Source organism: Luteimonas pelagia (genome assembly GCF_054776035.1).
In genome coordinates this window covers 529,706-552,312 of the sequence record NZ_BAAHCG010000003.1, presented here as the reverse complement: position 1 = coordinate 552,312, position 22,607 = coordinate 529,706, and the positions used below count along the sequence as shown (strand labels likewise).

General features: G+C 72.9%; 23 protein-coding genes. 11 read left to right on the top strand and 12 right to left on the bottom strand.

Annotation, left to right across the window (positions count from 1 at the left end; all coding sequences use genetic code 11):
- Positions 1–130 precede the first annotated feature (130 nt).
- Positions 131–1,165, bottom strand: a complete 1,035-nt coding sequence (locus ACYU7H_RS11500; protein WP_460814846.1) for a LacI family DNA-binding transcriptional regulator — start codon at positions 1,163–1,165, stop codon at positions 131–133.
- Between the two features lie 233 nt (positions 1,166–1,398).
- Here ACYU7H_RS11500 and glnA point away from each other — a divergent pair, with 233 nt between their 5' ends.
- Both glnA and ACYU7H_RS11490 read left to right on the top strand, forming a co-directional pair.
- Complete coding sequence (glnA, locus tag ACYU7H_RS11495; protein WP_460814844.1) at positions 1,399–2,808, top strand: type I glutamate--ammonia ligase; 1,410 nt, start codon at positions 1,399–1,401, stop codon at positions 2,806–2,808.
- A 398-nt stretch (positions 2,809–3,206) separates the two neighbouring features.
- Positions 3,207–3,920 carry an N-acetylmuramoyl-L-alanine amidase gene (locus ACYU7H_RS11490; RefSeq protein WP_460814842.1) on the top strand — a complete coding sequence of 238 codons (714 nt, stop codon included), beginning with the start codon at positions 3,207–3,209 and terminating at the stop codon, positions 3,918–3,920.
- 142 nt (positions 3,921–4,062) lie between these two features.
- Here ACYU7H_RS11490 and ACYU7H_RS11485 read toward each other — a convergent pair whose 3' ends face one another.
- The 8 genes from ACYU7H_RS11485 to ACYU7H_RS11450 all read right to left on the bottom strand — a co-directional run bounded on the left by ACYU7H_RS11485 (position 4,063) and on the right by ACYU7H_RS11450 (position 11,772).
- Complete coding sequence (locus ACYU7H_RS11485) at positions 4,063–5,145, bottom strand: SAM-dependent methyltransferase (RefSeq protein WP_460814840.1); 1,083 nt, start codon at positions 5,143–5,145, stop codon at positions 4,063–4,065.
- Positions 5,142–5,939 carry a DUF1295 domain-containing protein gene (locus tag ACYU7H_RS11480; RefSeq protein WP_460814838.1) on the bottom strand — a complete coding sequence of 266 codons (798 nt, stop codon included), beginning with the start codon at positions 5,937–5,939 and terminating at the stop codon, positions 5,142–5,144. The genes ACYU7H_RS11485 and ACYU7H_RS11480 overlap by 4 nt, the downstream gene beginning before the upstream one ends.
- The gene (locus ACYU7H_RS11475; RefSeq protein ID WP_460815053.1) at positions 5,936–7,222 is read right to left on the bottom strand and encodes a class I SAM-dependent methyltransferase; all 1,287 of its coding nucleotides are present in this window, start codon (positions 7,220–7,222) and stop codon (positions 5,936–5,938) included. The genes ACYU7H_RS11480 and ACYU7H_RS11475 overlap by 4 nt, the downstream gene beginning before the upstream one ends.
- Before the next feature lie 44 nt (positions 7,223–7,266).
- Positions 7,267–8,040 (bottom strand): DUF1365 domain-containing protein, encoded by a 774-nt coding sequence (locus ACYU7H_RS11470; protein WP_460814836.1) that lies wholly within the window; start codon positions 8,038–8,040, stop codon positions 7,267–7,269.
- Positions 8,037–9,335 (bottom strand): NAD(P)/FAD-dependent oxidoreductase, encoded by a 1,299-nt coding sequence (locus ACYU7H_RS11465; protein WP_460814834.1) that lies wholly within the window; start codon positions 9,333–9,335, stop codon positions 8,037–8,039. The genes ACYU7H_RS11470 and ACYU7H_RS11465 overlap by 4 nt, the downstream gene beginning before the upstream one ends.
- On the bottom strand, positions 9,332–10,291 hold the full coding sequence (locus ACYU7H_RS11460) for an acyl-CoA desaturase (protein WP_460814833.1): 960 nt from the start codon (positions 10,289–10,291) through the stop codon (positions 9,332–9,334). The genes ACYU7H_RS11465 and ACYU7H_RS11460 overlap by 4 nt, the downstream gene beginning before the upstream one ends.
- Positions 10,292–10,426: 135 nt before the next feature.
- Positions 10,427–11,200, bottom strand: a complete 774-nt coding sequence (locus tag ACYU7H_RS11455; RefSeq protein ID WP_460814831.1) for an anti-sigma factor — start codon at positions 11,198–11,200, stop codon at positions 10,427–10,429.
- Positions 11,197–11,772 carry a sigma-70 family RNA polymerase sigma factor gene (locus ACYU7H_RS11450; RefSeq protein WP_460814830.1) on the bottom strand — a complete coding sequence of 192 codons (576 nt, stop codon included), beginning with the start codon at positions 11,770–11,772 and terminating at the stop codon, positions 11,197–11,199. The genes ACYU7H_RS11455 and ACYU7H_RS11450 overlap by 4 nt, the downstream gene beginning before the upstream one ends.
- A gap of 249 nt (positions 11,773–12,021) precedes the next feature.
- Between ACYU7H_RS11450 and ACYU7H_RS11445 the strand changes: the two genes are divergently transcribed.
- The 4 genes from ACYU7H_RS11445 to ACYU7H_RS11430 all read left to right on the top strand — a co-directional run bounded on the left by ACYU7H_RS11445 (position 12,022) and on the right by ACYU7H_RS11430 (position 15,666).
- The gene (locus ACYU7H_RS11445; RefSeq protein ID WP_460814828.1) at positions 12,022–13,089 is read left to right on the top strand and encodes a two-component system sensor histidine kinase NtrB; all 1,068 of its coding nucleotides are present in this window, start codon (positions 12,022–12,024) and stop codon (positions 13,087–13,089) included.
- Positions 13,086–14,513: a nitrogen regulation protein NR(I) gene (ntrC, locus tag ACYU7H_RS11440; RefSeq protein ID WP_460814827.1), complete on the top strand. Its 1,428-nt coding sequence runs from the start codon at positions 13,086–13,088 to the stop codon at positions 14,511–14,513. Before ACYU7H_RS11445 ends, ntrC begins: the two co-directional genes overlap by 4 nt.
- 80 nt (positions 14,514–14,593) lie before the next feature.
- Positions 14,594–15,148 (top strand): superoxide dismutase family protein, encoded by a 555-nt coding sequence (locus ACYU7H_RS11435; protein ID WP_460814825.1) that lies wholly within the window; start codon positions 14,594–14,596, stop codon positions 15,146–15,148.
- A 5-nt stretch (positions 15,149–15,153) separates the two neighbouring features.
- Positions 15,154–15,666 (top strand): GNAT family N-acetyltransferase, encoded by a 513-nt coding sequence (locus tag ACYU7H_RS11430; protein WP_460814824.1) that lies wholly within the window; start codon positions 15,154–15,156, stop codon positions 15,664–15,666.
- Here ACYU7H_RS11430 and ACYU7H_RS11425 read toward each other — a convergent pair.
- Entirely contained in the window at positions 15,606–16,532 is a 927-nt protein-coding gene (locus ACYU7H_RS11425) for a hypothetical protein (RefSeq protein WP_460814822.1), read from the bottom strand. The two genes, ACYU7H_RS11430 and ACYU7H_RS11425, sit on opposite strands and share 61 nt — an antisense overlap.
- A 142-nt stretch (positions 16,533–16,674) precedes the next feature.
- Here ACYU7H_RS11425 and ACYU7H_RS11420 point away from each other — a divergent pair, with 142 nt between their 5' ends.
- A complete protein-coding gene (locus tag ACYU7H_RS11420) occupies positions 16,675–17,952 on the top strand; it encodes an acetyl-CoA C-acetyltransferase (RefSeq protein WP_460814820.1) in 1,278 nt (425 codons plus the stop codon).
- 15 nt (positions 17,953–17,967) lie between these two features.
- Here ACYU7H_RS11420 and ACYU7H_RS11415 read toward each other — a convergent pair whose 3' ends face one another.
- A complete protein-coding gene (locus ACYU7H_RS11415; RefSeq protein WP_460814818.1) occupies positions 17,968–18,585 on the bottom strand; it encodes a DUF938 domain-containing protein in 618 nt (205 codons plus the stop codon).
- 85 nt (positions 18,586–18,670) lie between these two features.
- On the opposite strand from ACYU7H_RS11415, the gene ACYU7H_RS11410 reads away from it, so the two are divergent.
- Together ACYU7H_RS11410 and ACYU7H_RS11405 are read left to right on the top strand one after the other, a co-directional pair.
- Positions 18,671–18,973, top strand: coding sequence for an I78 family peptidase inhibitor (locus ACYU7H_RS11410; protein ID WP_460814816.1), 303 nt, complete (start codon positions 18,671–18,673; stop codon positions 18,971–18,973).
- Positions 18,974–19,100: 127 nt separating this feature from the next.
- Positions 19,101–19,973 carry a class I SAM-dependent methyltransferase gene (locus tag ACYU7H_RS11405; RefSeq protein ID WP_460815052.1) on the top strand — a complete coding sequence of 291 codons (873 nt, stop codon included), beginning with the start codon at positions 19,101–19,103 and terminating at the stop codon, positions 19,971–19,973.
- 172 nt (positions 19,974–20,145) lie between these two features.
- Here ACYU7H_RS11405 and ACYU7H_RS11400 read toward each other — a convergent pair whose 3' ends face one another.
- Positions 20,146–20,601: a PA2169 family four-helix-bundle protein gene (locus ACYU7H_RS11400; RefSeq protein ID WP_460814814.1), complete on the bottom strand. Its 456-nt coding sequence runs from the start codon at positions 20,599–20,601 to the stop codon at positions 20,146–20,148.
- Between the two features lie 145 nt (positions 20,602–20,746).
- Here ACYU7H_RS11400 and ACYU7H_RS11395 point away from each other — a divergent pair, with 145 nt between their 5' ends.
- Positions 20,747–21,283 carry a pseudouridine synthase gene (locus tag ACYU7H_RS11395; protein ID WP_460814812.1) on the top strand — a complete coding sequence of 179 codons (537 nt, stop codon included), beginning with the start codon at positions 20,747–20,749 and terminating at the stop codon, positions 21,281–21,283.
- Positions 21,284–21,434: 151 nt separating this feature from the next.
- Complete coding sequence (locus tag ACYU7H_RS11390) at positions 21,435–22,541, top strand: hybrid sensor histidine kinase/response regulator (protein ID WP_460814811.1); 1,107 nt, start codon at positions 21,435–21,437, stop codon at positions 22,539–22,541.
- Positions 22,542–22,607: the final 66 nt, after the last annotated feature.

Here is a 22,607-nt window from a genome sequence, read left to right as displayed (position 1 = left end):
CCTGTAGGAGCGCGCCTACGCGCGCGATGGTCGGACAGCCCGGACGCGGCGGGCGTGCCATCCGCGAGGCATGCCGCGCAGGCGCCCGACGAACGTCGTCTCCGGATGCATCGCGCGCGTTGGCGCGCTCCTACGGAGGGGTGCCGCAGGAGCGGCGGACGACGAGGGTCGCGGGCAGCGTGATGCTCTGGGCGGGCTCGTCGCGCACCAGGCCGATGAGGGTCTCGACCAGCAACTCGCCCGCGCGCGTGGTGTCCTGCGCCACGGTCGTCAGCGGCGGACGGGTGAAGCGCGCCATCGGGATGTCGTCGAAGCCCACCACCGACACATCCTCGGGGACCCGGAGGCCATGGTCGGCCAGCGCGCGCATCGCGCCGACCGCGATCAGGTCGCTGGCCGCGAACACGGCGTCGAACGGGGTCCCGCGCTCGATGAGCGCGCGCGCCGCCGCGAAGCCCGCGTCCTCGGAACTCTCCGCGTCCACCTGCAGCACCGGGTCCATGCGCGCCCCGACCGCCTGCAGCGCCGCGTCGCAGCCGCGATAGCGATCGTGGAACTCGGGGTAGTGGCTGGACGCGTCCCCCAGGAACGCGATCCGTCGCCGGCCAAGCGCGGCCAGGTGCGCACCGACCTGCCGGCCGCCCTCGAGGTTGTCGCAGCCGATCGACACCCCGGGCTGGTCCGGCAGCACCGCGCCCCAGCGCACGAAATGGGTGCCCTGCCCGACCAGCTGCTCGAGCTTGCCGCGGTAGGCCAGGTAGTCGCCGTAGCCGAGCAGGATCAGCCCGTCGGCCTTCATGCTGTCCTCGTAATCGGCGTGCCAGTCGTCGGACAGCTGCTGGAACGACACCAGCAGGTCGTGTCCGTGCCGCGCGCAGGCGCGCGTGATCGACCCGAGCATCGACAGGAAGAACGGGTTGATGTGCGACTCGTCCGGGGTCGGGTCCTCGAACAGCAGCAGCGCCAGGGTGCCCGCCCGCTGGGTGCGCAGGCTCGACGCGTGGCGGTCGACCTTGTAGCCGAGCTCGCGCACCGCGGCCTCGACCCGCTGGCGGGTCTCGGCGTTCACCAGCGGGCTGTCGCGCAGCACGCGCGAGACCGTGGCCTGCGAGACCCCGGCGTGGTGGGCGATGTCGATGGAGGTGACGCGGGCTTTCCTGGCCATGCGGCGACTGACTTGGCTTCCCGGGCGCACGTGGCCCGCTGGAGTGTAGACGTCCCTACGCGATCCGCCGACCGGCGGATGTGCGCCGAAATGGTGCAATTACCCGACCAAGGGCGTCCAAACTGGTGCGGTTGACGGCGCTGGCTCGGCATCACCCGTTGCGAATCAGGCACTTGCTGGCTGGCACGGACCTTGCTGACTACGGGGATCCCCAACGCACGCCGGAGTGCCGCATGTCGTTCGAACACGTCGAGAAGATGATCAAGGATCACAAGGTCGAGTGGATCGACCTGCGCTTCGCGGACATGCGGGGCGTCCAGCACCACGTCACCTACCCGCGCTCGATCGCCGACGAGTCGCTGTTCGAGGACGGCAAGATGTTCGACGGCAGCTCGATCGCCGGCTGGAAGGGCATCAACGAGTCCGACATGGTGCTGATGCCCGACGCGGAAACGGCCTACATCGATCCGTTCACCGCCGACCCGACCCTGGTGCTGACCTGCGACGTGCTCGACCCGGCCACCATGCAGGCCTACGAGCGCGACCCGCGCGGCGTCGCCCGCCGCGCCGAGGCGTACCTGAAGTCCAGCGGCGTCGCCGAGCAGGCGTTCTTCGGCCCGGAGCCGGAATACTTCATCTTCGACTCGGTCCGGTTCGGCAACGAGATGGGCCACACCTTCTTCGAGATCGACTCGGAGGAGGCGCACTGGAACTCCGCGCGCGACTACGCGGGCGGCAACACCGGCTACCGGCCGATGGTGAAGGGCGGCTACTTCCCGCTGCCGCCGGTCGACTCGCTGCACGACATCCGCGCCGAGATGTGCAAGACGCTCGAGCAGGTCGGCATCGAGGTCGAGGTGCACCACCACGAGGTCGCGAACGCCGGCCAGTGCGAGATCGGCACCAAGTTCAGCTCGCTGGTCCGCAAGGCCGACGAGCTGATGATGATGAAGTACGTCATCAAGAACGTCGCCTTCCGCAACGGCAAGACCGCCACCTTCATGCCCAAGCCGCTGGTCGGCGACAACGGCAGCGGCATGCACGTGCACCAGTCGCTGGCCAAGGGCGGCAAGAACCTGTTCTCCGGCGACGGCTACGGCGGCCTGTCGCAGATGGCGCTGTGGTACATCGGCGGCGTGTTCAAGCACGCGCGCGCGATCAACGCGTTCACCAACTCGACCACCAACAGCTACAAGCGTCTGGTCCCGGGCTTCGAGGCGCCGGTGATGCTGGCCTACTCCGCGCGCAACCGCTCGGCGAGCTGCCGCATCCCGTACGTGTCGAACCCGAAGGCGCGCCGGATCGAGTTCCGCTTCCCGGACCCGATGCAGTCGGGCTACCTGACCTTCACCGCGCTGATGATGGCCGGCCTGGACGGCATCAAGAACCAGATCGACCCGGGCGAGGCGATGGACAAGGACCTGTACGACCTGCCGCCCGAGGAGGCCAAGGACATCCCGACCGTGTGCCACTCGCTCGACCAGGCGCTCGAGGCGCTGGACCAGGACCGCGAGTTCCTGAAGGCCGGCGGCGTGATGAGCGACGACTTCATCGACGCCTACATCGCGCTGAAGATGCAGGAGGTCACCAAGTTCCGCGCGGCGACCCATCCGCTCGAGTACCAGCTGTACTACACCCTCTGATCCGCCGGGCGTCATCACGCCTGCGACCGACGAAGGCCCGGAGCGATCCGGGCCTTCGTCGTTCGGGGGTCCTGCAAGGAGGCTCGCTCCGACGGGCAAACCCCTCCAACCCCGTAGGTGCGCCTCTACAGGCGCGAAAGGCGTGCCGCGCCTGGGGCCATGTCCTCGGCGTCATTTCGCGCGGTGCCTCGATGCCATCACTCCGCCGGATTCGCGCGCGCAGGCGCGCTCCTATGGACGCTCGCCCTCTCCGTTGGCGGTTGCAATCGCGGGCGGCGGTGGCTGCAATGCGGCGCATGACGCCGACCCCACGCCTCGTCCCCGGCATGCTGGCCGTGGTCTTTGCCATCGCGGGCTGCGCGCACGTGCCATCCGCGCCACAGCCAGGGGCACCCCCCGTGCCAACGACCGGGCGCAGCCCGCTGGCGCAGTGGGTGCCGTCGGACAATTTCGACGCACGTCGACCCGTGATCGTGGTGCTGCACGCCACCGAGCAGGGCTCGGTCGACGAAAGCCTGCGCACGCTGCGCTCGCGCAACGTCCACGGCCGGGTCAGCGCGCATTACTTAGTCGGCCGGGACGGCGCGGTCTACCAGCTCGTCGACGAGGGCGAGCGCGCCTGGCACGCGGGCGGCGGGCACTGGGGCACGATCGACGACCTCAACTCGACCTCGATCGGCATCGAGCTCGACAACGACGGCCGCAGCCCGTTTCCCGACGCGCAGGTCGATGCGCTGGTCCGGCTCATGGCGGACGTCATGGACCGCCAGCGCATCGAGCGCCACGCGGTGATCGCGCACGCGGACATGGCCCCGGCGCGCAAGCGCGACCCGGGGCACCTGTTCCCCTGGCAGCGGCTGGCGGCGGCCGGCTTCGGCGTCTGGCCGCAAGGACCGCTGGAGGATCCACCGGAAGGATTCGATCCGGTACGCGCGCTGTACGCGATGGGTTATCCCACCGGCGACCTGCCGGCCGCGGTGCGCGCGTTCCACCGCCGCTTCCGCGGGATCGACGACGGCGACGATCCGACGGCGACGCTCGACACCACCGACGCCCGCATCCTGCACGCCCTCACCCGGCCGGGCGCCGCGGCGCCGACCGACTCACTGTAAGAGCGCGCCTACGCGCGAGATGCATCCGGAGGCGGCAGGCATCAGGTGCGTGCGAAGGATGCCGAAACGGCGACTCCATCGGTGCGTCCAGACCGTCCGGCCATCGCGCGCGCAGGCGCGCTCCTACCGACGGGCAGGGTGGCTACGGGACAGGCTTCTTGAACCGGTAGTGCCCGACCATCCACTCGCGGCCGCCGGCGTAGCCGAACAGTTCCGCGCAGGCCATCCAGAACATGCGCCAGCGCTGGTGCCACAGGCGCGCGCCGTCTGTCCCGTACGCGTCGGCCAGGACCGGCAGCACGGCGTCGCGCCGTGCATCCTGGTTGGCCAGCCAGTGGTTGGCGGTGCGCGCGTAGTGCGTGCCGTCCACCAGCCAGCGCCGTTCCAGGCGCAGGTCGCGCTGGAAGAACGCGAGCATGTCCGCCGACGGCATGATCCCGCCGGTGAAGAAGTGCCGCCCCATCCAGTTGTCGTCGCCCCCGGTCTCGTAGGGATAGAGCAGGGTGCGGTGGCAGAAGATGTGCACGAACAGCGCCCCACCCGGACGCAGCCAGCGGGCGATGTTGCCGAGCAGGCGCGCGTGGTTGCGCACGTGCTCGAACATCTCCACCGACACGACGCGGTCGTAGGCGTCGGCGGCGAGCTCCAGCCGGTTCACGTCCTCGGTGATCACCCGTACGTTCGCGAGCCCGCGAGACCGGCAGGCCGCCTCGATGTGCGTGCGCTGCAGCCGCGAGTTCGACACCGCGGTGATGCGCGCGGCCGGATATCGCTCGGCCATCCACAACGTGAGCGAGCCCCAGCCGCAGCCCAGTTCGAGGATCGACTGGCCGTCCGCCAGGTCTGCCCGCTCGCACGTCAGCGCGAGCATCGCGTCCTCCGCCTCCGCCAGCGTCTCGCCGCCGGTCGGGTAGTAGCAGGACGAGTACTTGAACCGCGGGCCGAGGCACTGGGCGAAGAACGCCGGGGGCAGCGCGTAGTGCTGGCGGTTGGCCGCGTCCGTCTCGATCGCCAGCGGGGATGCCTGCAGCGCAGCGAGCTGTTCTGCGAAGCGCGCGGCCTGCGCATCCGGGCCGCCCGCGGACTCCTCCGCCAGGCGCTGCGCGCACAGGCGGCGCATCCCGAGCCGCAGCAGCGCGTCCGGCAGCAGGCCGCGCTCGGCCAGCCCGATCAGGCCGGGCCCCGGCGCGTCGGTGGGCAGTTCGTCGGCGGTGGTGGCGTTCATCGATCCTCCTTGCGGGCGTCGTCCTTCGGGAACCAGGGGAAGAACATGGTCGTACGGCGCTGGTAGTCGCGATAGGCATCGCCGCGCGAGCGCAGCGACTGGCGCTCGGTCCAGGGGATGCCGCTGATCCAGCGCAGGAACACGTACATCACCGCCGGACCCGCCCATGCCATCCATGCGATCGGCGAGCCGATGGCCAGGCACACGTAGGCGAACCAGTGCAGCCATTCGAAGAAGTAGTTCGGATGGCGCGAGTAGCGCCACAGGCCGACGTCGCAGACCTTGCCCTTGTTGGACGGGTCGGCCCTGAAGCGGGCGAGCTGGCGGTCGGCGAGCGCTTCGCCGCCGACGCTGCCGAGCCAGACGGCGATGCCCAGGGCCGTCCAGACGGTGAAGTCGCCGACGGGATTGCGCGCGACCGCGAGGAACGGCAGCGAGAACAGCAGCACCAGCAGCGCCTGGAACTGGAAGAACGCGTAGAACTTCCACTGGCTGCCGTTCCAGGCCTGCCGCTGCTGCCGGTAACGGCCGTCCTCGTCCTCGCCGCGGACGCGCACCCACAGGTGCGCCGCGAGCCGCAGGCCCCAGATGCCGCCAAGCAGCGCCACCAGCAGCCGCGGCAACAAGGCCCCGTCGCCGAGCAGCGCGTACATGATCGCGGCGGCGCCCACGCCCGCCGCCCAGATGACGTCGACGATCCCCGCGTTGTCGCGCCGCCGCTGCCACGTCCAGCCGAGCGACTGCGCGACCACCATCCCGGCGGCGACCACGCCGACCCAGGCCCAGGCGCTCATGCCATCACCGCCGCGGGCGCCTTGTCCGCCAGGGGCACGGTCCCGCGCCAGCCGGGTTTCGCGAACAGCAGGTGCGAGACGCCAATCGACCGCTCGCGGAAGCCGCCCTCGCAGTAGGCCAGGTAGAAGGTCCAAAGGCGGATGAAGCGGTCGTCGAAGCCGAGTGCGCGGACCTCGGGCAGGCGCGCCATGAACCGCTCCCGCCAGGCCGCGAGCGTGCGCGCGTACGACGGGCCGAAGTCCTCCTGCCGCACCAGCGCCAGGTCGCTCGTGCGCGCCATCGCGCCGAGCATGGCCGAGACCGACGGGATGAAGCTGCCCGGGAACACGTGGCGCTTGATGAAGTCCACCTCCGCCAGCGCCCGCGCGTAGCGGTGGTCCTCGATGGTGATCGCCTGCAGCAGGCCGAGTCCGTGCGGGTGCAGCAGTGCGCCGAGCTTGGCGAAGTAGGTGTCGAGGTACTTCGCGCCGATCGCCTCGACCATCTCGATCGACACCAGCTTGTCGTAGCGTCCCTGGAGGTCGCGGTAGTCCTGCAGCAACACGGTGACGCGGTCGCCCAGCCCGGCCGCCTGCACGCGGCGCGCCGCCTCGTCGTGCTGCTCGCGCGAGAGGGTGGTCGTCGTGACGTGGCAGCCATGGTGGCGCGCGGCGTGCAGCGCGAACCCGCCCCAGCCGGTGCCGATCTCGACCACGCGGTCGCCGGGCGTCAGGTCGAGCTGCGCGCAGATGCGTTCGAGCTTGCGGGTGGAGGCGGCCTCGAGCGTGTCGTCCTCGCCGGCCCAGTACGCGGACGAGTACATCAGGTCCGGCGACAGGAACAGCCGGAAGAAGTCGTTCCCCAGGTCGTAGTGCGCGGCGATGTTGCGGCGGCTGCCCGCGCGGGTGTTGCGGTTGCGCGCGTGCCAGGCGCGCAGCAGCGAGCCGGCGAAGCGCGCGGGGCCCGCCTCCAGTGCGTCCAGCCGGTCGCGGTTGCGCACCAGCAGCCGGACCAGGTCGACGAGGCCCCGGCCATCGCCGCGGTCCTCGCACGCCCACTGCCCGTCGATGTACGCGGCACCGGCGCCGACGCTGCCGCCGGCCGCGACCGCACGGTAGAACGCGCGGTCCTCGACGCGCACGCGCACGTCGATCTCGTGCGGTCCTGGCGGCCAGCCCAGCGAGACGTGGCCATCGGGATCGTCCAGCCTGACGCGGCCGCCGCGCAGTCCGTGGAGCTGGGCCAGCAGGCGCCGGCGCAGCAGGCGGTCGAGGCCGCCCGCGGGTGGCGCGGCCGGTCGCATCCGGGGGGGCGCGTGGATCGCGCCGGGATCGCGGTTGCCGTCGCTCATGCGGTGGCTCCGGGGCTGGGGGGATGGTCGTGCACGGGATTGCGCTTCAGCCAGAGCCGCAGGGCGTGCCAGTGGATGGCACCCAGGACCTGCACGGTCATCAGCGGGTAACGCCACAGCACGCGCGCGAGCGAGGCGCCGTCGAGCGGTCGCCGGTCGAGCGCGAGGGTCGCGTCGAATTCGCGCCGCGCGCCGTCGAACACGTCCATGTGCACGAACAGGTCGTCGCCCGGCGGCGTGAAGCGCCATGCGTAGCGGCGGTCCATCGCCATGAACGGCGACACGTGGAAACACTTGTCGAAGCGCCATTCGAGCGCGCGACCCCGGCGCGTGGCGCCGTCCACCGGCAGCACGTAGGCGTGGCGCTCGCGCCACGGCGTGTTGGTGATCTCCGCGACCACGGCCGACAGCGTGCCGTCCGCATCTTGGCAGTAGTAGAACGCGACCGGATTGAAGGCGTGCCCGAAATAGCGCAGGTGCGCGAGGAGGCGCACCGCTCCATCGGGCCGGTTGCCCGTCTCCGCTTCGACGCGGTCGCGCACCACCTCGGCGAGGGGGCGGTCATGCGGGACCATGAAGTCGTCGCGCCGGAAGCGCGCCGGCGCGGCGTGGCGTGCCGACCAGAGCCAGCGCCCGTCGAAAACGCGGTCGACCTCGTCGAGGTCCAGGTAGAGCTGGGCCATGCGATGCGTGAACGCATGCGGATGCGGGGCGTACCTGCGATGGCGCACCCGCCCCTCGTACACGGCGCTGTGCAACTTGGCCGTCATGCCGCCACCGCGTCGGTGGCCACGGCGGGACGGGTGCCATCTGCGGTGACCTGCGCGAGGATCCCGTCGGCCGCGTCGTAGCCGCTCCGGATCCCGTCCTCGTGGAAGCCCCAACCCCAGTACGCACCGGCGAACCACGTTCGGCGCCGGCCCTGGATCTCGTGGCGACGCGCGCGCGCCGCGACCGAGGCGGCGTCATACACCGGATGCGCGTAGTCCATCGTCGCCAGCACCCGGTCGGGAGCGATCGCCGCGCCGCGGTTCAGGGTGACGACCAACGGGTCCGGCGCGTCCAGGCCCTGCAGCAGGTTCATGCAGTAGCTCACCGTGCAGGGCGCGTCCCGATCGCGCGGCACGAACGCATTCCAGGCCGCCCACGCGCGTGGGTGGCGCGGCAGCAATCGCTTGTCGGTGTGCAGGACAGCCTCGTTCCGCTGGTAGCCGATCGCACCCAGGACCGCGTGTTCGCGTTCGTCGCCATCCACCAGAAGCGCCAGCGCCTGGTCGCTGTGGCACGCCAGCACGACGTGGTCGAAGCGCGCGCTGCCGGCGTCGGTGAAGACCTCGACGTCGTCGTCGCCGCGGCGGACACCCCGCACGGGCGTCCCCGCGTGGACGTCGACATCCCACCCGGCGCGCAGCGCGTCGACGTAGCGGCGCGAACCGCCCGTGACCACGCGCCACTCCGGCCGGCCGTCCACCTGCAGCATCCGGTGGTTCGCCAGGAACCGCACGAGGTAGCGCGCGGGGAAGTCGAGGATCCAGCGCGGCGGCGCGGACCACAGCGCCGAGGCCATCGGCACCAGGTGGTCGTCGCGGAACGGCGCGCCGTATCCGTGCGCCTCGAGGTACGCCCCCAGTGTCGGGCCGGCATGCGCGTCCGCGCTGGCGAGCAGCGCGGGGGCCTCGCGGTAGAAGCGGCGCAGGTCGCGCAGCATCGACCAGAAGCGGGGCGACGCGAGGTTGCGGCGTTGGCAGAACAGCCGGTCGAGCGTGGTCGCGTTGTACTCCAGGCCGGTGTCCTCGCGCTGGACCGAGAACCCCATGGTCGTCGGCCGCGAGCCGATTCCCAGTTCGTCGAACAGGGCGGACAGCAGCGGGTAGTTCGCGTGGTTGAAGACGATGAAGCCGCTGTCGACCGCGAACGACCTGCCGCCCAGTCGCACGTCGTGCGTGTGCACGTGGCCGCCCAGCCGACCCTCGGCCTCGAACAGCACCACCTCCCGGCCCGCGCGCGAGAGCCGCCACGCCGCGGACAGCCCGGCGATCCCGGAGCCGACGACCGCGACCCTCACCGGCGCGGCCTCGCCTTCGACGCGACCCAGGCCGGCACCGGCTTCAGGTCGCGCACGAGGCCCACTGCAGCCATCGCGCGCAGCACGTAGAACGTGGCGTCCAGCTCCCACCAGCGGAAGCCCTGGCGCGCGCTGCCCGGATAGAAATGGTGGTTGTTGTGCCAGCCCTCGCCGAAGGTGAGCAGCGCCAGCCACGCGTTGTTGCGGCTGTCGTCGCCGGTGTCGAAGCGCTGCGTGCCGAACCGGTGCGCGAGCGAGTTGATCGTCACCGTGCAATGGAACAGCACCGTCGTCGACACGAAGAAGCCCCACACCAGCAGTTGCGGCCCGTTGGTGTCCAGCGACGGCGCCGCGCCTTCGAGCCATGCGCCCAGCAGGTACAGCGCGACCGCCAGCACGACCGGCACGACCAGGTCGAAGCGGTCCAGCCAGCGCAGTTCCGGGAACTTCGCGAGGTCCGGGATCCGCGACCAGTCGGTACGGAATCCGCGCGGCGTCAGGAACCAGCCGACATGGCTGCGCCAGAACCCGTGCACGCGCGGCGAGTGCGGGTCGCTGTCGGTGTCGGTGTGGCGGTGGTGCGTGCGGTGGTGCGCCGCCCACCACAACGGCCCGCGCTGCACGCTCGCCGCGCCCAGCAGCGCGAACGCGAACTGCACCGGGCGTGGGGCGCGAAACGCCCTGTGCGAGAAATACCGGTGGTAGAACGCCGTGAGCGCGAACATGCGCACCGCGTACAGCACCGCGGCGGCCGCGACCGCGAACCACGACACGCCGACCACGACCACGCCCAGGCAGGCCAGGTGCATCGCGACGAACGGGGCCGCGCGCAGCCAGTCGATCCGGTCGGCGTCCGGACCGTCGAGCGGCACGCCCTCCCCCGTGTCCCACCACAGGCGGAGCCGGCGCCGCCATCCGCGTGCGGCCGGCGCACCGGACATCGGCAGGGCGCCCATGGAAGGGCTGTCGCAGTCGGGCGGCATCGGGGCTCCGGGACGGGGCGGGACCTTGGGTACGGGTCCCGCGCGGTTCCGGATGCAGCGCTCGGCCGGGGACGGTGCCCGCCTGCGCGGCGTGCGCCGGCCGGACGGTCAGATCGCGTCGATGCGTCCGGCCGCGACCACCGGGCCCGTGGGCGCGGCGTGCGGCATCCCGGCCTCGGGCTCCAGGGTCACGGCGAGTGTCGCGCCCACGGCGAGCGCATCCTGCATCGCGTCCGGGACATCGATCGTGTGCGACATTTCGTGCGAGACGAAGCCCAGGGACATCGGCGCGGCCCCTTCCGGGATCAGCCAGAGTTCGCCGACCAGGCCGCCCCGGTCGGTGGCATCGGGGACCGGCGTCATGGTCACCGCGCCGTCGGCCGCGTCGACGGCCGCCAGCCATGCGGTGGCGCCGTCCTCGCGAGCGAGCACGACGACGGGCTTGGGCACCTCGGCCTCCGGCGGCGGGACGGTCGGCACCTCGACCACCGGCGGCGGCACGGCATCCGGCGCGGTGGGCACCGCGTCCGGCCGCAGGATCGCGACGACGGCCAGGGCCGCGGCGATCGCCAGCGCGCCCGCGGTCGCGCCGCGCCAGAAGCGGACCTGCCGCGTCGCGCGCGCATCGTCGAACGCGGCCCAGCCCAGGCGTCGGCGCAGGCGCGGCCAGAGGTCGGCCGGCGGGTCGACCGGCGCGATGAAGGCGAACAGGGTCGCGAAGCGCGCTTCCCAGGTCGCGACCCGCGAGGCGAACCCGGCGTCGGCCGCGACGCGCGCCTCGACCTCGCGGCGCTGCCGGGCGTCATGCAGGCCAAGGACGTGCTCGGCCGCGAGCAGGTCGTCGTCCGGCGGATCGTGGGCGAGGGCGTCGTGTTCGCTCATGCGACCCGCTCCAGGCAGTCGCGCAACTGCAGCAGGCCGCGGCGGATCCAGCTCTTGACCGTGCCCAGTGGCGCGTCGATGCGACGCGCCAGTTCCTCGTAGGTCGCGCCTTCGAAGAACGCGGTGCGGATCAGCCCGCGCCGGCGTTCCTCGAGCTCCTCCATGCAGCCGAGCAGGCGCGCGCGCTCGCCGGCAGCCGATGCCTGTTGGGCGGGCGTGGGTCCCTCGTCGGGGAGCGATTCGACCAGCTCGACCGGCGCCGGTCGCGCCGTCGGCGCCGCGCGCAGGCGGTCGATGCACCGGTTGCGCGCCACGGTGGACAGCCAGGTCGTGGCCCGGGCCTTGCCGGCGTCGTACCGCGCCGCCTTGTCCCAGACGGTGGTGAAGACCTCCTGCAGCACGTCCTCGGCCTCGCCGCGGTCGCGCAGCAGGCGCAGGCAGATGCCGAACAGCCGGGGCGCACTGGCGCGGTAGAGCGCCTCGAACGCCGTGCGGTCACCTCCGGCCACCCGCGCGAGCAGGGGCTCGAGCGCGGGACCGGCGTCGATCGGGACGTCGTGGGCAGCGGCCATGGTTCCCCGTCGGTGGTTGGCCCGGGTGCCGTCGCGCGAAATCGCCGGCGCGGCCCGGGGGGCCGGCCGGTTATGCCATGCGCTCGCGCCCGGCCACAAGACGCGGCGCGTGGCGGGCCGTGCCCGACGCCGCGCCGTGCCCGGGCCGGTGTCGCGGTGGAATCGGGTGTCGCCGGTCATGCCGACCCGTTACGCAACGTGCGCACGGGAAGATGCGAAGCGGCCGCGGGGCTGCCCCATAATGGTGCAATGTCGACGTCGCCCGCCCCGGAAGCCGCCTTCGAGGCCCTGTCCACGCCCGTGGCCTGGACCGATGCCGAGTCGCGGATCGCCGGCTGCAACACGGCGTTCGCGCGCTGGCTGGGGGTCGGGGCGCGCCGGCTCCTGGCCCTGCCGATGGCCGCCCTCGAAGTGGACGGGGACGGCCTGGCCACGCTGCTGGCCGGGGCGCCGGCCCATGCGGGCGGCGCGCTCCACCAGTTGCGCCGCGTCGCGCTGGCGTTCCCCGGTGCCGGCGCCCGCTTCGCCGACCTCGCGCTGTCACCGTGCGGCGACGGCTGGCTGCTCGAGGCGCATCCGGTCGCGGAGTTCCCGGGCGAGGACCCCGCGCTGCTGCTGCCGGCCGCGCTGTCGGCCGCGCTCAAGGGACTGGCGCACGAACTGCGCAATCCACTGGCCGGGCTGAAGGGCGCGGCCCAGCTCCTGGCGCGGCACGCCGAGCAACGTGGCGACGCCCCCGACCAGCGCGAACTCGTCGCACTGGTGGAAAGCGAGGTCGGCCGCCTCGCGGGCCTGATCGACCAGCTGCTGTCCCCCGCGCCGGCCCGCGCACCTGCGTCGTTCAACATCCACGCGGTACTCGAGCGCGTGCTGCGCCTGGCCGAGGCGGACGCCGGCTGGGCGGTCCGCCTCGTCCGCGACTACGACCCGAGCCTGCCGGAGCCCATGGGCGACGAGGACCGCCTCGTGCAGGCGACCTGGAACCTGGTGCGCAACGCCTTCGAGGCCGGCGCCAGCACCGTGACGCTGCGCACCCGCGCCGAGCACGGCGTGCGCATCGGCGACGCGCAGCACGCGCTCGCGCTGCGCCTGGACATCGTGGACGACGGCCGGGGCGTGCCCGACGAACTCGCCGAGCGCCTGTTCCTGCCGCTGGTGTCCGGGCGCGCGGAAGGCACCGGGCTGGGCCTGGCCCTGGCACAGCAGGTGGCGCGGGAACACCGCGGTTCGCTGGCGTACCGTTCGCGGCCCGGGCACACGGTCTTCAGCCTGCTGCTGCCCGTGCACGCGACCGTGCCGACGGAGGCGACGGCATGAGCGCGCGGATCTGGATCGTGGACGACGACCGCGCCGTGCGCTTCGTGCTCGCGACCGCACTGCGCGAAGCCGGCCACCAGGTCGATGCATTCGAAAGCGCCTCCGACGTCCTGGAGGCGCTGCGGGTCCGCACGGGCGACGCGCGCCCGGACCTGCTGTTCACCGACGTGCGCATGCCGGGCATGGACGGCCTGCGCCTGCTCGACACGCTGAAGTCCGCGCATCCGCGCCTGCCGGTCGTGGTGATGAGCGCGTACACCGATGTCGCGAGCACCGCGGGCGCGTTCCGCGGCGGCGCGCGGGAGTTCCTGTCCAAGCCCTTCGACCTGGACGACGCGGTCGCGCTGGTCGAGCGCGTGCTCGGCGCGCGACCCACGGGCGAGGACGATGCCGCGCCGGCACCGGAACGGACCGGCGATCCCGTGCTGGTCGGCGAGTCGCCGGTGATGCGCGACCTGTTCCGGGCGATCGGCCGGCTCGCGCAGCTGCCGCTCTCGGTGCTCGTCACCGGCGAGACCGGCACCGGCAAGGAACTCGTCGCGCGCGCGCTCCACCGCGAGTCGCCCAGGGCCCGCGGGCCGTTCGTCGCCCTCAACACCGCGGCGATCCCCGCCGAGTTGCTGGAGTCGGAACTGTTCGGCCACGAGGCCGGCGCGTTCACCGGCGCGCACAAGCGGCGCGTCGGCCGCTTCGAACAGGCCGACGGGGGCACGCTGTTCCTCGACGAGATCGGCGACATGCCGCTGCCGCTGCAGACGCGGCTGCTGCGCGTGCTCGCCGAAGGGGAGTTCTTCCGCGTGGGCGGGCGCGAGCTTATCCGCGTGGACGTGCGCGTGGTGGCCGCCACCCACCAGGCGCTGGAAGCGCTGGTCGACGCGGGCCGGTTCCGCGCCGACCTCCTGCACCGGCTGGACGTCGTGCGCCTGCGGTTGCCGCCCCTGCGCGAGCGCGGCGACGACGCGCTGCTGCTCGCCGACCACTTCCTCGGTGTCGCCGCGGACGAGCTCGGCGGTGCGCGCAAGCGGCTCTCGCGTGACGCACGCGCGCTGCTGCGCCGCCACGACTGGCCCGGCAACGTGCGCGAGCTCGAAAACGTGTGCTGGCGGCTCGCCGCGCTCGCGGCCGGGGACACCGCCTCCGCGCACGACGTGGCCGCCGCGCTCGGTCGCGCGGGCGCGGATCCCGCCGGCGCGGGGCCCGCTTGGGAGCGCGAGCTCGCCGACTGGACGCGCGCGCGGCTGTGCGAGGGCGCGTCCGACATCCACGCCGACGCACGCGCCCGCTTCGACCGCGTGCTGCTGGACACGGCGCTCGAGGACAGCGGCGGACGCCGTGCGGAGGCGGCGCGGCGCCTGGGCGTGGGACGGAACACGCTGACGCGGAAACTGGGCGCGCGCCGGGAACGCAGCGGGGACGGCGACTGATTCACCCGCCGGCCACCCCGTCCGGCCTAGGCTGCGCGCCAGCGCCGGCGGAGCCGGTCGATACCCCGAAAGGAGCCCCCATGCGACTCGTCCTCCCCTTCGCCGCCGCTTCGCTGCTCGCCGCCTGCGCGACCGCGCCGTCCCCGCCGAACATGTCCGATCCGCTGCCGCCCGCGACTTCGGTCGACGCGGCCCGCGTGGTGCTCGCGCCCGCATCGGGCAGCCTGGTCAGCGGCACCGTCCAGCTGCGCCCGATGGCCGACGGCGTGCACCTGCAGGGCGAACTGGGCGGCTTCACCCCCGGCAGCAGCCATGGCTTCCACGTCCACGAGCGCGGCGACTGCAGCGCAGCGGACGCGTCCAGCGCGGGCGCCCATTTCAACCCGACCGGTGCCGCGCACGGGCGGGCCGGCGCCGGCGCGCACCACCTGGGCGACATGGACAACCTGGTCGCGAACGTCGACGGCGTCGCCAGGGTCGACGTGCACGTGCGCGGCGTGTCGCTCGGCACCCGCCGCCCGGACGACATCCTCAACCGCGCGCTGGTGGTCCACGCCCAGGCCGACGACTACCGCAGCCAGCCCTCCGGCAACGCCGGCGCGCGGGTCGCCTGCGGCGTGATCCTGCCCCGCTGACCCCCATGGCCGCGCACGTCCGCGATGCCATCGCCGCCGACGTGCCGCTGCTGGCGCGCTGGGCGGTGGCGATGGCGGACGAAAGCGAGGGCCGCGCGCTGGATCCCGCGACCGTGTCGGCCGGCATCGCGGCGGCCGTGGCCGATCCCGTGCGCGGCCGCGTCCTGGTGGCCATGCGGGAGGCACCGGCCGCCGGCCGCGAGCTGGTGGCGCTTCCGGCGGGCACGTTGATGGTCACGCGCGAGTGGAGCGACTGGCGCAACGGCTGGTGGTGGTGGATCCAGAGCGTGTACGTGCCGCCCGAGCACCGTCGCCACGGCGTGTTCGCGACTCTGTACCGGCACGTCGAGGCCGAGGCGCGCGCGACGCCGGGCGTTGCCGGGCTGCGGCTCTACGTGGAACGCGACAACGCCGCCGCGCTGTCGACCTACGGCGCGCTCGGCATGGAGGACGCGGGCTACGCGCTGCTCGAGCGCACGTTCGGGGCCCAGGGCAGCTCGCCGGCCGATTCGCAGTAGTCGAACGTCACCGGGATGCCGTGCGCCTCAAGCACGGCCGCGAACTGCCGCTGGCGCGCCTCGAACCGCTGCCAGGCACGGTCCAGCCGCGCGCGCGCGGCATCGTCCTCGACCGGCCCCGTCCCGCCATCGTGGCGCGCGCGCCACGCGTGCGGGGGCATCAGCGCGATGTGCGCCTCCCCGCCCGACAGGTGCAGCAACGGCTCGTGCGACACGTCGATGCGCGCGTCAGCGCGCGGCGACAGCAGCGCCGACTCGATCACCGGCCAGAGCGGACCCAGGCCCGCATGGTCGTACTGCATCGCCATCATGGCGACGAGGTCGTGCAGCGTCAGGTAGCGCGCATGCTCCACCCGAAGCCCGAACAGGTCCTGCGCGAGCAGGGCGGTCGCGGCGCCCGCCATGCCGCGTTCGAGCAGGTCGCGCTCGAAGGCGTCGCCGACACGGGCGACGCGCGGCCCCTCGCCCGAAAGCACGAAGGGCACCAGCCGCAATGGGCCGCCGGCGAAGGCCGGCGACGGCGCGAGCGTGCCGGGCAGGCGGCCGTCGTGCATGCCGAAGGCGAGCAAGCGGCCGGCGCCGGCCTGGCGCGGCGCGCGCGCCGCGAGCTGGTCGAGGGCGTCGTGGACCGGCCAGCCGGGACGCAGGAGTTCGACAGGGTCGTAGTGCGCACCGACGGTGGTGAGGTCGCATCGCGCCGCGTCCTCGTGGAAACCGGCGAGGTCCTCGCCGATGCGGTCGGCGAGCGCGCCCGCGTCGGCCTGCGCCAGCGCGGGGCGACCGGCGCCGCCGGTCGGCGCGAGTTCGAGCGCCAGCGCGCCGAGCACGCGCGCGTCGTCCTGGGAATGCGGTGCGTCGTGGGCCATGGCACTCGGAGGCGGGCGCGACGTGCCATCGCGCGTGGGACGTTGGCGTGCAGGCGGTGACTGGACCTGCACCGGCCCGGCGCTACACTCCGGCGCATTATGCCCGCGCCGCGTCGCGCGGGCGGTCCGGAACGAGGTGCCCATGCGTGCTACCCGCCCCGTCGCCGTGCTCGGCGGCGTCCGCATCCCCTTCTGCCGCCAGAACACCGCGTACGCGGACGTCGGCAACCTCGGCATGTCCGTGCGCACGCTCGGCGCGCTGGTCGAGAAGTTCGGGCTGCACGGCCAGCAGCTGGGCGAGGTCGCGCTGGGCGCGGTCATCAAGCACGCGTCGGACTGGAACCTGGGCCGCGAGGCCGCGCTGTCCTCCGGCCTGTCGCCGCTGACGCCGGGCATCACGATGCAGCGCGCCTGCGGCACGTCGCTGGACACCATCGTCCACGTGGCCAACAAGATCGCCGCCGGACAGATCGAGGCCGGCATCGGCGGCGGCTCGGACAGCACCTCCGACGTGCCGATCGTGTATGGCAAGGCGCTGCGCCGGCGGCTGCTCGAGGCCAACCGCGCGCGCGACTGGAAGGCGCGCGCCGGGTCGTTCCGCGGGTTCTCGTTCCGCGAACTGGTGCCGGAGTTCCCCGGCGTCACCGAGCCGCGCACCGGCAAGTCGATGGGCGAGCATTGCGAGGAGATGGCGCGCCAGTGGTCGATCGCGCGCGATTCGCAGGACGAATGGGCACTGGCCTCGCACCGGAAGCTCGCCGCCGCGTACGACCGCGGCTTCCTGGACGACCTGGTGGTGAGTTTCCGCGGCGTGTCGCGCGACAACGTGCTGCGCGCCGACACGAGCCTGGAGAAGCTCGCCTCGCTCAAGCCCGCGTTCGACCGCACTTCGGGGCAGGGCACGCTCACCGCGGGCAATTCGACGCCGCTGACCGACGGCGCCGCGGCCTGCCTGCTCGCTTCCGAGTCCTGGGCGGAGAAGCACGGGCACGAGGTGCTGTGCCACCTGCGCGACGCGCACGTGGCGGCGGTCGACTTCGTGCATGGCGAGGGCCTGTTGATGGCGCCCACGATCGCGGTGCCGGAGATGCTGGCGCGCAACGGCCTGTCGCTGCAGGACTTCGACTTCTACGAGATCCACGAGGCGTTCGCCGCGCAGGTGCTGTGCACGCTCCGCGCATGGGAAAGCGAGGAGTACTGCCGGCAGCGGCTCGGCCTCGATGCGCCGCTCGGGCGCATCGACCCGGCCAGGATCAACCCGAACGGCTCGTCGCTGGCGACCGGGCATCCGTTCGCCGCGACCGGCGCGCGCATCGTGGCTGCCGCGGCGAAGGAGCTGGCCGCGCGTGGCGGGGGCCGCTGCCTGGTATCGATCTGCACCGCGGGCGGCATGGGCGTGGTGGCGATCCTCGAGCGCTGAGGCGCACCCGGGGCGTCAGCCGCGCCGCCACGCCAGCAGCAGGTTGTTCGCCGGCATCGCCGTCCGCGCGAGGCGGCGGAAACCCGCCCGTTCCGCGAGCGCGTCCACGGCTTCGCGGTCGCGGATCCCCGACGCCGGGTCGCGCGCGCGCAGCCAGGCGTCGAACGCGCGATTGCTTTCGGCGGTGTAGTCGCCCCCTTCGTTGAAGGGGCCGTAGACCACGACGACCGCGTCCCCGGCCAGCAGGCGCCCGAGGCCTTCGAACAGGGACGCGACCAGCGGCCAGGCGACGATGTGCAGCACGTTCGCGCAGAACGCCGCGTCGCATGGACCCTCGAGCGACGCCCGTGCGTCCGCGTCCCACGCCGGATCGGCCAGGTCCAGGGCGAACGGCGGCGGCGTGTTCGGCAGCGCGGCTTCGGCGCGCCATCCCGCGATGCCGGGCAGGTTGGCGAGGACGTCGGTCGCGTGCCATTCGAGCCACGGCATCGCCGCGGCGAAGTGGACGGCGTGTTCCCCGGTGCCGCTGCCGACCTCGAGCACGCGCCGGCGCCCGGCGAAGTGCACGCGCAGCCCGTCGAGGATGGGGCCGCGGTTGCGTTCGCAGGCCGGCGCGCGGGGCAGGGCGTCCATCCGGGCAGGATGCCAGCAGACGCGTTGACGCGGGCCACACGTGCGCATCCCCAACGTGTCGGACCCCGCCACAGGAGCCGAGCACATGACCGTTCGCCTGATGCTGCCGATCGCCCTCACCCTGGCCATCTCCGCCTGCGCGCCGACGCCGCCGGCCGGCGGGACCCCGCCGCCGCCGCACGCCGGCACCTGCGACGCGGAGGCCGCGCGCTGGGCCATCGGCCAGGCCGCCACGCCCGACGTCGTGGAGCGCATCCGCGTCGACACCGGCAGCCGCACGGCCCGCGTCATCGGTCCCGACGACATGGTCACGATGGACTACCGGCCCGACCGGGTGAACGTGAAGACCAACGAGCGTGGCGCCATCACCGAGGTCACCTGCGGCTGAGCGTCCGCGCGGCGGTGCGCGCATGCCTGCATGCGCGCCCGTGGCGCGCGCGCTAGGCTGGCGGCCCGCCCCGCACCGGAGTGCCGCCATGCCCCGCAACGCCTTCCATCGCACGCTCTCCGCCGCCCTGGCCGCCGCGCTTGTCCTCGCCGGCTGCGACCGCGAGGACGCGGCCTCGATGCAAGCGGCGCCGGCCGACGCACCTTCGTCCGCGGAGGCACCCGCCGACGGGGCTGCCGCGACGACCACGGACGCGGCCCTGGCCTCCGCTGTCGCCGGCGCGTGGCGCACGCCGGAGTTCGTGGCGCGCGACGCCCATCGCCACCCCGCCGAAACGCTCGCGTTCTTCGGCATCCGTCCGGACATGACGGTGGTGGAGATCAAGCCCGGTGGCGGCTGGTACACGGAGATCCTCGCGCCCTACCTGCGCGACGGCGGGCGGTACGTCGGCGCGGTCGTCTCGCCCGACAGCGCGGACGACGCGGACGCGCGCGACTACTACGCGCGCTGGCGCGACGGCCTGCGCACGCGCCTGGCAAGCGACGCCGCGGTCTACGGGGAGGGCGCGATCGTGGAGTTCGACCCGGCCGCACCCGACTTCGGCGCCCCGGGGTCGGCGGACGCGGTGCTGACGTTCCGCAACGTGCACAACTGGCTCGGCAACGGGTCCGCGCCGGCGATGTTCAAGGGCTTCTTCGACGTGCTCGCCCCCGGCGGCGTGCTGGGGGTGGTCGAGCATCGCGCCGCCGCGGGCACGCCGGCCGACGACGACTCCGGCTACGTGGCCGAGCAGGTCGTCATCGACCTCGCCCAGGGCGCCGGCTTCGTCCTGGAGGAGCGCAGCGAGGTCAACGCGAACCCCGCCGACACGAAGGACCACCCCAATGGGGTCTGGACCCTGCCGCCGACGAATCGGCACGAGGACGCGGACGCGGCCCGCTACCGCGACATCGGCGAAAGCGACCGCATGACCCTGCGCTTCCGCAAGCCGGCCACCTGACCCGCGGGCGCCCTCGCCGTCGTCGCGCCGGCGGAAAAGATGGGGCCGGTCCGTCGCCGGACCGGCCCCGACCCCCTGATCGAGGGGCTGTTGCGCCTCGGCCGCGCCGCGGAACCGGCGGGCCTTGGTGTGATGTCCCGGGTCGGCTGCGACCCGGGCGGTCGTGGACGCGTCAGTGCGCCGCCTTCATTTCCCACTTGCGGTCGCGCATCGCGTCGTGGTGCTGCTTCACCGCGGGGAGGTAGTTGCGCACGGCGTCCTTGACGCCGGTCGGGGTGTCGCCGTCCTGCAGCACGTCGTTGAAGGCGTGGAGCATGCGGTCCTCGCTCTCCTCGAGTTCGGACACGTACGCGTAGTCCTTGTCGCCGAGCTTGGCGCGGACATCGCCGTACATCTGGTGCAGGGAGCCGCGGAACGTACCGTCGGACTCCGGCGTCGCGCCCTCGCTGCGGACGTCGCGGGCCATGGCGCCGACCAGGCCGTTCTTGGAGCTGGCCATGTCGGCGAACAGCCGCTGCAGGTTGGGGTTGTCGACGCGCTTGGCGGCGTCGGCGTAGAACTCGGCGCTGTCGCGGGTGACCGAGATCAGCTCGTTCAGGGTCTCGATCTTCTGGGTCCGGAGTGTCATTGGGGCCTCCTGGCTGTCGGGTGGGACGTCCCGTCTTCCGCGGGAACGGTCACCATGATGCCGAGGGAGGCGTGGAGGTGGCGTGTATGTTGTTGTTTTTACAAGAATTTAATTCGATCTTCGCTTCCCGTGGCCGGGGCAGCGCGTGCTGATTGCGCTCAACAAGCCGTTCGGCGTGCTGTGCCAGTTCACCGATCGCGGCACGCCGCCGCGCGCGACGCTGGCCGGCTTCGGCCTGCCGCCGGGCGTGTACCCGGCCGGTCGGCTGGACCACGACAGCGAGGGCCTGCTGCTGCTCACCGACGATGGCGGCCTCGCCCACCGGTTGACCGATCCGCGGCACAAGCAGCCGAAGACGTACTGGGTCCAGGTCGAGGGCACGCCAGGCGACGACCAGCTCCGGTCGCTGCGCGCGGGCGTGGCGCTTCGCGACGGACGCACGCGGCCCGCGGCGGCACGGGCCATCTCGGCGCCGGCGCTCTGGCCGCGGGATCCGCCGGTCCGGTTCCGCAAGACGGTGCCCGATGCGTGGCTGGAGATCGTCCTGCGCGAGGGCCGGAACCGGCAGGTACGGCGCATGACCGCGGCGGTCGGGCTGCCGACGCTGCGCCTGGTGCGCGTGGCGATCGGGGCGCACAGCATCGCGGGCCTGTCGCCCGGGGAATGGCGTATCGAGGATTGAGCGCCGGTCCGTCCCCTTCAGGAACCTGCCCGGGCGGCGTGCGCGGCGCCCGCGCGCGGTGCTAACTTAGCCGGCGGGGGCGATCGCTGGACCGGGCCGGAGGGTTCGACCCCTGGACCGCACAGGGCTTGCAAGGGGCGCATGGAGAGCGATGGGAAGTACCGGCAGCGCATCGGGTCGGATCCTGGTCGTCGACGACCAGCAGGCGAACCTGCGCGTCGTCGGGGCCCTGCTGTCCCGCCACGGCTATGACGTGGAGGCCGCGGACCAGGGCGCGAAGGCACTGGAACTCGCCGCCGCCCAGACGCCCGACCTGCTCCTGCTGGACATGATGATGCCGGGCATGGACGGGTTCGCGCTGCTGTCGAAGCTGCGCGAACTGCCGCAGCTCCAGCGCACGCCGGTCGTGTTCCTCACCGCCGCGCAGGACCGGGACCTGTTGCTGCGCGCCTTCGAGGCCGGCGCGGTCGACTACGTCACCAAGCCCTTCATGCCCGAGGAACTGCTGGCGCGCGTGGATGCGCACGTCGGCCTGAAGCTCACGCGGGACCGGCTCGAGCGCGTCGCGCGCGAGCGCCAGGAACTGGTCAACCTGGTCGCGCACGACCTGAAGAACCCGTTGTCGAGCGTGCTGTTCGCCAGCGACATGCTGCTGCAGGAGGCGTGCAGGCCGGAACGCGTCCCGCGCTACCTGCAGATGATCCAGGACAGCACGCGCGACGCACTGGGATACATCCGGCGTTACCTCGAGACGCAGCAGCGGCGGACCGCCGACGGCGACGGTGACGCGGCGCGCGCGAAGGTCGCGCTCGGGGAGGTGGTCGCGTGGCTTCGCGACCGCTACGAACTGCAGGCCGAGGCGCGGGGCGTGGAACTGCGCACGCGGGTGCCGGGCCAGCCGGTGATGGTCGCGATGGACGAACAGGTGCTGCGACAGGTCGCGGAGAACCTGGTGACGAATGCGCTCAAGTACGCCACCGAGGGCAGGGTGCTCGACCTGCAGGTGCGTGCGGGAGGCGCCGGCTACTGGCAGTTGCAGGTCGCCGACCGCGGCCCGGGCATTCCCCCGCGGCAGCAGCGGGAACTCTTCAAGCCCTTCACCCGGTTGACCGAGGAGGATCCCGCGGCCGGCCTGTCCAGTGGCCTGGGACTGTCCCTCGCCCGGCAGATCGTCGAGGACGCGGGCGGCAGCCTGTCGTACGAGGACCGCCAGGGCGGCGGCGCCTGCTTCATCATCGAACTGCCCGTCGCCGGTTGAGGCGCGCGGGCCCGGCAGGTCGCCAGCCGCGGCATTCGACCGAACGGTCCATCCCCGGAATTGAAA

What these genes read in the sequence shown, in the direction of transcription:
- ACYU7H_RS11425 (WP_460814822.1), bottom strand. Translation starts at nt 16,532, where the DNA reads ATGGCCCACGACGCACCGCATTCCCAGGACGACGCGCGCGTGCTCGGC.
- ACYU7H_RS11500 (WP_460814846.1), bottom strand. Translation starts at nt 1,165, where the DNA reads ATGGCCAGGAAAGCCCGCGTCACCTCCATCGACATCGCCCACCACGCC.
- ACYU7H_RS11485 (WP_460814840.1), bottom strand. Translation starts at nt 5,145, where the DNA reads ATGAACGCCACCACCGCCGACGAACTGCCCACCGACGCGCCGGGGCCC.
- ACYU7H_RS11435 (WP_460814825.1), top strand. Translation starts at nt 14,594, where the DNA reads ATGCGACTCGTCCTCCCCTTCGCCGCCGCTTCGCTGCTCGCCGCCTGC.
- ACYU7H_RS11455 (WP_460814831.1), bottom strand. Translation starts at nt 11,200, where the DNA reads ATGAGCGAACACGACGCCCTCGCCCACGATCCGCCGGACGACGACCTG.
- ACYU7H_RS11410 (WP_460814816.1), top strand. Translation starts at nt 18,671, where the DNA reads ATGACCGTTCGCCTGATGCTGCCGATCGCCCTCACCCTGGCCATCTCC.
- ACYU7H_RS11420 (WP_460814820.1), top strand. Translation starts at nt 16,675, where the DNA reads ATGCGTGCTACCCGCCCCGTCGCCGTGCTCGGCGGCGTCCGCATCCCC.
- ACYU7H_RS11430 (WP_460814824.1), top strand. Translation starts at nt 15,154, where the DNA reads ATGGCCGCGCACGTCCGCGATGCCATCGCCGCCGACGTGCCGCTGCTG.
- ACYU7H_RS11400 (WP_460814814.1), bottom strand. Translation starts at nt 20,601, where the DNA reads ATGACACTCCGGACCCAGAAGATCGAGACCCTGAACGAGCTGATCTCG.
- ACYU7H_RS11475 (WP_460815053.1), bottom strand. Translation starts at nt 7,222, where the DNA reads ATGCGACCGGCCGCGCCACCCGCGGGCGGCCTCGACCGCCTGCTGCGC.
- ntrC (WP_460814827.1), top strand. Translation starts at nt 13,086, where the DNA reads ATGAGCGCGCGGATCTGGATCGTGGACGACGACCGCGCCGTGCGCTTC.
- ACYU7H_RS11390 (WP_460814811.1), top strand. Translation starts at nt 21,435, where the DNA reads ATGGGAAGTACCGGCAGCGCATCGGGTCGGATCCTGGTCGTCGACGAC.
- ACYU7H_RS11460 (WP_460814833.1), bottom strand. Translation starts at nt 10,291, where the DNA reads ATGGGCGCCCTGCCGATGTCCGGTGCGCCGGCCGCACGCGGATGGCGG.
- ACYU7H_RS11445 (WP_460814828.1), top strand. Translation starts at nt 12,022, where the DNA reads ATGTCGACGTCGCCCGCCCCGGAAGCCGCCTTCGAGGCCCTGTCCACG.
- ACYU7H_RS11480 (WP_460814838.1), bottom strand. Translation starts at nt 5,939, where the DNA reads ATGAGCGCCTGGGCCTGGGTCGGCGTGGTCGCCGCCGGGATGGTGGTC.
- glnA (WP_460814844.1), top strand. Translation starts at nt 1,399, where the DNA reads ATGTCGTTCGAACACGTCGAGAAGATGATCAAGGATCACAAGGTCGAG.
- ACYU7H_RS11450 (WP_460814830.1), bottom strand. Translation starts at nt 11,772, where the DNA reads ATGGCCGCTGCCCACGACGTCCCGATCGACGCCGGTCCCGCGCTCGAG.
- ACYU7H_RS11470 (WP_460814836.1), bottom strand. Translation starts at nt 8,040, where the DNA reads ATGACGGCCAAGTTGCACAGCGCCGTGTACGAGGGGCGGGTGCGCCAT.
- ACYU7H_RS11415 (WP_460814818.1), bottom strand. Translation starts at nt 18,585, where the DNA reads ATGGACGCCCTGCCCCGCGCGCCGGCCTGCGAACGCAACCGCGGCCCC.